The organism is Marinilabilia salmonicolor (assembly GCF_003003035.1).
GTDB lineage: Bacteria > Bacteroidota > Bacteroidia > Bacteroidales > Marinilabiliaceae > Marinilabilia > Marinilabilia salmonicolor_A.
On sequence record NZ_PVTS01000025.1, the window covers coordinates 24,781 to 31,587 of the forward strand.

At 42.8% G+C, this 6,807-nt stretch carries 5 protein-coding genes; 2 read left to right on the plus strand and 3 right to left on the minus strand.

Annotated features, from left to right (window positions below):
- Window positions 1-50 precede the first annotated feature (50 nt).
- On the minus strand, window positions 51-1,676 hold the full coding sequence (locus BY457_RS17835; protein WP_106154692.1) for a glycoside hydrolase family 43 protein: 1,626 nt from the start codon (window positions 1,674-1,676) through the stop codon (window positions 51-53).
- A gap of 204 nt (window positions 1,677-1,880) precedes the next feature.
- Window positions 1,881-2,861 (minus strand): pectinesterase family protein, encoded by a 981-nt coding sequence (locus tag BY457_RS17840; protein WP_106154693.1) that lies wholly within the window; start codon window positions 2,859-2,861, stop codon window positions 1,881-1,883.
- 218 nt (window positions 2,862-3,079) lie between these two features.
- On the opposite strand from BY457_RS17840, the gene serB reads away from it, so the two are divergent.
- Together serB and asnB are read left to right on the plus strand one after the other, a co-directional pair.
- A complete protein-coding gene (gene serB, locus BY457_RS17845) occupies window positions 3,080-4,303 on the plus strand; it encodes a phosphoserine phosphatase SerB (protein WP_106154694.1) in 1,224 nt (407 codons plus the stop codon).
- 255 nt (window positions 4,304-4,558) lie between these two features.
- Entirely contained in the window at window positions 4,559-6,145 is a 1,587-nt protein-coding gene (gene asnB, locus BY457_RS17850) for an asparagine synthase B (RefSeq protein ID WP_106154695.1), read from the plus strand.
- A 273-nt stretch (window positions 6,146-6,418) separates the two neighbouring features.
- On the opposite strand, the gene BY457_RS19100 is transcribed toward asnB, so the two are convergent.
- A complete protein-coding gene (locus tag BY457_RS19100) occupies window positions 6,419-6,595 on the minus strand; it encodes a hypothetical protein (protein WP_181256489.1) in 177 nt (58 codons plus the stop codon).
- Window positions 6,596-6,807: the final 212 nt, after the last annotated feature.

Below are 6,807 nucleotides of genomic sequence, written 5' to 3' on the forward strand. Positions count from 1 at the left end.
ATCTTTAAGTTGCTTTAGGTTTTAGTGGCTTTAAAAACAAAATCACCCTTTCACTCTATTGGCTCCACTCTGAACCAGTCGATATCCGCATTTCCCGCATCATTGATCATCCCGTCGCGCAGGGCAAAGTAGCCGATCTTAGCACCAATCCAACGACCTTCAACAGCCTGAAAGGTTTCTCCCACAGTTTTAAATCGACTGCCATTCTCACTAAAACTAAAAGAACACGCAGCCTCATTATTAACTTCAATACGCAGGTAAATAGTATTGTTCTTCACTTCCTCTTCGAACAAGACTTCTTCTTCACCCCCTTTTCGGGCTCCATTACAACGAACCACCCGGGCCATCAATTGTCCCTCTTTTTGCATCAGAGAAATATACTGGTAAGAGTCACCCATCACAATAAATCCAAGTTCTTCACCATCGAACCGATGATTAAACGTAAGTTTGGTAGTGGCCATAAATTCATCAGCAGGAAATTTTTGCAACAGCATATTGGGCACAGCCCACAGGTTTTGAGCTCCTTGGGGCCGTGGACGGCAGTTGAGCCGATAAAACCCCAGATTACCGGAAGGAAAACCATATTTCAGTTTAGGATTGGCATGCCATTGCCATTGCACCCCGGTGGTATGTCCATTAAATTCATCACTATCCGGGGGTGTTACAATCCTCCATTCGGTATCGACATCAGGCTTTTTATGTGTCAGCACCGGTTCGCCAACACCATTGCCATCAAAATCCTCGCCCATCAAAGGCCATCCATCTTTCCAACCCATGGGCTGCATATGAACGATGCGCCCATAAGCTCCCTTATCCTGAAAATGCAAAAACCAGTACTCTCCTTTTTGTGTCTCTACCCAGCCACCTTGATGAGGGCCATTGATATCTGTTGATCCCTTCTCAAGAACCCGCTTAACTTCATACGGACCGAAAGGACTTTTTGATCTCAACGCCATTTGCCATCCTTGCGTAACCCCTCCTGCAGGAGCAAAAATGTAATAGTAACCATCATGTTTGTAAAACTTAGCCCCTTCTACAGTAGGATTGTCGCCATGACCATCGAAAACCATCACGGGTTCTCCGATTAGGCTCTTTCCATCAGGTGTCATCTCCTGCACAATCAACACCGATTTTAGTCCGGCACGACTCCCGGCAAAAGCGTGCGTCAAATAAGCCCGACCATCATCATCCCAGAGCGGACTGGAATCGATAAGTCCTTTCCCGGCTTTCACCAAATGAGGCTTACTCCATGGTCCTTGTGGATTTTTCGCTTTAAGCATATAAATACCGAAATCTGGATCACCATAATATATGTAGAATTCACCATCATGAAACCTAAAAGAAGGAGCCCATACACCATTTCCATGCTGAGGGTCTGAGAAATGCACCTCAGGATATTGAATGGGTAAAGCATGTCCTATCAATTCCCAGTTTACAAGGTCTTTGGAATACAAAATGGGCAATCCGGGCACACAGTTAAAACTCGAAGCCGTCATATAGTAATCATCCCCCACACGACAAACATCGGGATCGGAATAATCGGCGTGAATGATAGGATTTTTGTAGGTTCCGTCACCCTGATCAGCGACCCACACTTCTGAAACTGGCCCGTTCTGAGCTTGGACAATGGGAAAAGCGACCATCAGAAGTGCCAGTGATTGGAGTAATTTGTTCATTAGACTTTGTTTAATTCTTTATATTACTTAAACACTAAAAATGTTCAGAATTAGGACTTGAAGCTGGATGTTAAAGACTGAAGTTTGGTAAAGAGACTGTTAGCTCATAACTCCTTACTAAAGTTTGTGATGTTACACCCATTAATCCATATTCAAAACAATTCAACAGCCAGCATCAAATCCCGGAAATACGAAACACGAAACTCAAAGTCCCCCCGGGGGGATTTTGGGGGCCCTAAAATCCCAGTTGTCCTCCCCACGGAGTATATTTTCCGGAGTATATTTCTTCGCTTCATCATCGGTTAGCTGATGAGACCAGGACACACGATCCGTGAGAGCTGCTCCCGGACCTTGAGATTTATATTCGGCATAATAAGCCGTTTTCTCTTTGTCTTCACTGCCCCAATTGTGCCATCCCTCAGGCTTGATGTGTTTATCCAGAAAACAATTCACAAAAACGGTCTTTGCATAAGGACGCCAGGGGCGTCCCAGGTAAAATGATTTTTCAGGGGCATCACCTGTTATTCGACAATTTATGAAAACAAACCCATATTCAGTCTCTTCATCTGTTGAGGCTGCAGTAATGTATCCATGGTCTTTGCAGAATATCTCACACTCATCGAAAACCGCGGTTGACCAGCCAAAAATAAAATCCACAGTGCCTTCAATGTAGCAGTTTTTGTAATACTGCCGACTGTTCTTCCCATGTGGATAGAGCGTATCCTGATGACCAAGAAATCTGCAGTTTTCAAATACAATTCGATCACCGTCCACCCGAACAGCCACCGCCTGTCCAACAGCTCCTGCGGAATTTTCAAAGGTAATATTGCGGGCGGTAAAGTCATTTCCAAAGACAAAGAACCCCGAAGAGCCGGTAGTGCCCATCTGCTCGCCAAATTGATTCAATTTTGAAGCATAATCATCATTGGTAATAATGGTCTTAAGCTTATCTTCTCCAATAAAAGTCACATTGTTTTTTGAAGCGGGAAGCACCAGTTTTTCTTTGTAAACACCGTTCTTGATGAAAATAGTTGTGCGTTGTTTCCTGAAATCAGGAACCGCATTGATGGCTTCCTGAACTGTTTTAAAATCACCGGAACCATCTCCAGCCACAATAAAATCCTGAGCAAATGTGCCAGAAACAACCATAAAACCAACCCACAGAAAAATCCAGTTAAGCTTCATAAAACTCTAATTTTGTTCTTGCAACTTAAATTCTGATACAATTTTACACATCGTAACCCACATCGAGGGGCTACAAATTATCTTTAATAAGTGTACAAATAACCTCCACCACGGAAAAAACGACCATTTATCCATTTTTTCATGACAAAATTCAGATTTCAGCAAAGTGAACTGTATCTTTGCCTCAAAATTGGATATAAAATCAATAAAGAAGGACTGTGAGTCACAAGAGAGAAGTCATTTTAGTAAACATCAGCGGTGAGGACAAGCCCGGTCTTACATCAGCACTCACCGACGTTTTGGCCCATTACAATGTCAACATCCTGGATATAGGTCAGGCGGTTATCCATCAGGATTTAGGATTGGGAATTCTGTTTGAAGTCCCGGCAAAATCGGAGTCCTCTCCAATATTAAAAGATCTTCTGTTCAAAGCATATGAAATAGGGTTGAATGTCAAATTCACCCCCATTACCGAAGAACAATACAAGGACTGGGTAGATCGTCAGGGAAAAGAACGCTACATTATTACCCTGCTTTCGCCCAAATTAACTGCCCGTCAACTGGCAGCAGTGACCAAGGAGATCGTGGATCAAAACCTTAATATTGACATCATTTCACGTCTGAGCGGACGAATCCCATTGGATGACTCACTGGGAAAGGTAAAATCGGTTGTCGAATTTTCTGTTCGCGGCACACCCGATGATATTGAGAAAATGAAAACCCGCTTTATCGAAATTGCGGGAACAAGCGGGGTGGACATCGCATTTCAGGAAGACAACATCTATCGTCGCAACCGGCGTCTCGTTTGCTTCGACATGGACTCCACCCTCATTCAGGCAGAGGTAATTGATGAACTGGCCCGTAAAGCCGGAGTATTTGAGGAGGTAAGCGCAATCACCGAGTCTGCTATGCGTGGCGAAATTGACTTTGATGAAAGTTTCAGGCAAAGGGTGGCGCTACTGAAGGGACTGGATGAATCGGTAATGAAGGAAGTGGCGGAATCGCTTCCTCTGACGGAAGGGGCCGAGAGGTTGTTTCAGGTGCTGAAAAAATACGGTTACCGCACGGCAATTATCTCCGGTGGTTTTACCTATTTTGGACATTACCTGAAAAACAAACTAAACATTGATTATGTATTTGCCAATGAGTTGGAGATAGAAAACGGCAAACTGACGGGTAAACATAAAGGGGACATAATTAATGGGCAAAAAAAGGCAGAACTCCTTAAACTTATAGCTTTCAAGGAAGATATTCATATGGCTCAGGTTATTGCTGTGGGTGATGGTTCCAATGACCTGCCTATGTTACGCGAAGCCGGACTGGGAATTGCTTTTCATGCAAAACCCAAAGTAAAAGCCTCCGCCAAACATGCCATTTCCACCATCGGCCTGGATGCCATTCTCTATTTGCTGGGATTCAGAGACAGGGAGATTAATTTGTAGAAAAGACACCAGCTCGCAGATCTTGGCTCATAGCTAATTCATGCAGGGAGCAAAAGAAACCATAAGTAAGGAGATGCACTAAAAAGTGTATCTCCTTTTTTTGTGACAAAAAACACACAGAACCAACCTATTCGTAACTTTTTGAATCATTTTTCTATCATTTTATAATCTTTTTGTTGGTATTTTGTTTTAATTCATTACTTTTGCTCTTGAAATAATTACAATTAATTACAGGAACAATTAAAACCGATTACCATGTGTGGATTTGCTGTTTACACCGGAGATGACCAGATGCTGAGATTGCAGATGGCCCATGACTTCAGGAGCTTGCAATATCGCGGGCCCGACAATACCATCATGAAAGACCTGGGCAATAATGGTTGGATAGGCTTTCATAGACTGAAAATAATGGATCTCTCCAATAATGGTAATCAACCCCTGGAATACAAGCACATTAAGTTGGTATGCAACGGAGAAGTTTACAACTTTAGGGAAATTCGGAAAAGCTTCGAAGGAACTTTTGACTTTCAATCCTCGAGTGATTGTGAAGTTATGATCCCCCTTTATCTTGAAAAGGGAATAATCGGGATGGCTCAGTCTTTGGACGCCGAATTTGCCTGCGTCATATACGATGAGAAAAAAAATAAATATATGGCAGCACGTGATCCAATTGGGATTCGCCCATTGTTTTATGGATTCACTCCCGAAAAAGAAATGCTGTTTGCCAGCGAAATGAAAGCACTCCATCACATCTGTGAAGAAATACATCCATTTCCTCCGGGTTATTGCTATGATGGAAAAGATTTCATCAGCTATTGCGACATTGCCAAAGTAGATCAGTTCCATGATGATGAACAGGACTCCATTTTTAAAGAGATCAACCATCGACTGACACGTGCGGTGGAAAAGCGCATGGATAGTGACGCGCCTCTGGGTTTTTTGCTAAGTGGAGGACTTGACTCAAGTTTGGTATGTGCTTTGGCAGCCCGTATGACAGACAAACCTATCCGCACCTTTGCTGTCGGTATTGAAGATGGCCCCATCGATACCAAATATGCCCGTCAGGTAGCTGATTATATTGGTGCCGACCATACAGAAGTGCTTTTTTCGCGTCAGGATATCTTTGACACACTGAGCACTTTGATCTACAACACCGAAACCTGGGACATCACCACCATCAGGGCTTCTATGGGGATGTATTTGGTGAGCAAGTACATACACGAAAATACAGACATTAAGGTCTTGATGACCGGTGAAATAAGTGATGAGATTTTCGGTTACAAATACACCGATTTTGCTCCAACGCCAGAGGCATTTCAGCAAGAAGCCGAGAAACGATTGAAGGAAATATATATGTATGACGTTCTCCGGGCCGACCGTTGCATTTCATCAAATGGCCTGGAAGCGCGTGTCCCGTTTGGAGACCTGGATTTTGTCAGGTATGTAATGGCTATTCAACCCGAAAAAAAGATGAACTATACGGGCATTGGCAAATACCTGCTGCGCAAAGCGTTTGAAGGAGACTTACTACCTCACGATATTCTTTATCGGGAAAAGGCCGCCTTCTCTGACGCCGTTGGACACAGCTCTGTGGATTATCTGAAAGGCTACGCCGAAAAACTTTACAGCGACGAGGATCTTCAACGAGCAAGAGCAAAATATACTTTTGCCACCCCCATATCTAAAGAATCGTTGATGTACCGGGATATTTTTGAAAGTCATTTTCCGGGTCGTGCCGGTCTGATTAAAGATTTCTGGATGCCCAATAAAACCTGGGAAAACTGTGATGTGAATGATCCCAGTGCAAGAGTGCTTCCAAACTATGGGAAAAGCGGGGAATAAGAGTTGTGAGTTTTGGGTTCTGAGTTCAGGTTATCCGGCTAAGAAAGAGATTTTTGAATTATATGAAATGATACCCCACCAGAACTCAACCGCTTAAAAAAGTACAGAAGAAATCTATAAATAAAAACCAGTTCATTAATGTTAGAGGTTTTGAACTCGGAACTCCCGGAAGCATACAGGGATTGATTCCCATGAACTTCCGGGTTATTAATAGAACTAATAAAATACCGTAGATACCTAAACTGTGAGAATGAAAATCCGGAACACCCGTTATTAACCGGCGGGAATGGTTCCGGATTTACTATTTTTAAAACGAATCTGAGGCAACAATATCTTAATCTCTTTTGTGTCCTCCTCCTTCTTCCACCAAACCACAAAATTTACCTTTGCCTTATCGGGGTGATTATTGGCACCATCATACTCCAACTTATCATCTTTTACCATCAACATATCCTACATCAAGAATTTTACCGGTTCGGACATCGGTTTCAATATCTATAAATGCAATGGTGTTCATAGTCTGCTGAATGCACAGGTCATAGTTGTAAACAATCAAATATAACTATTTCCTGAGTTCCGCACTGGGACACCCAAATTAAAATCCAAAGAGATCTGCAAGTCTTTTTTGTTCCTCGTTTAAGAGTAAAGTTTCTGTGTAAGTA

Coding starts and splice junctions, on each gene's coding strand:
- BY457_RS17835 (WP_106154692.1), bottom strand. CDS start 1,676: ATGAACAAATTACTCCAATCACTGGCACTTCTGATGGTCGCTTTTCCC.
- BY457_RS17840 (WP_106154693.1), bottom strand. CDS start 2,861: ATGAAGCTTAACTGGATTTTTCTGTGGGTTGGTTTTATGGTTGTTTCT.
- asnB (WP_106154695.1), top strand. CDS start 4,559: ATGTGTGGATTTGCTGTTTACACCGGAGATGACCAGATGCTGAGATTG.
- BY457_RS19100 (WP_181256489.1), bottom strand. CDS start 6,595: ATGTTGATGGTAAAAGATGATAAGTTGGAGTATGATGGTGCCAATAAT.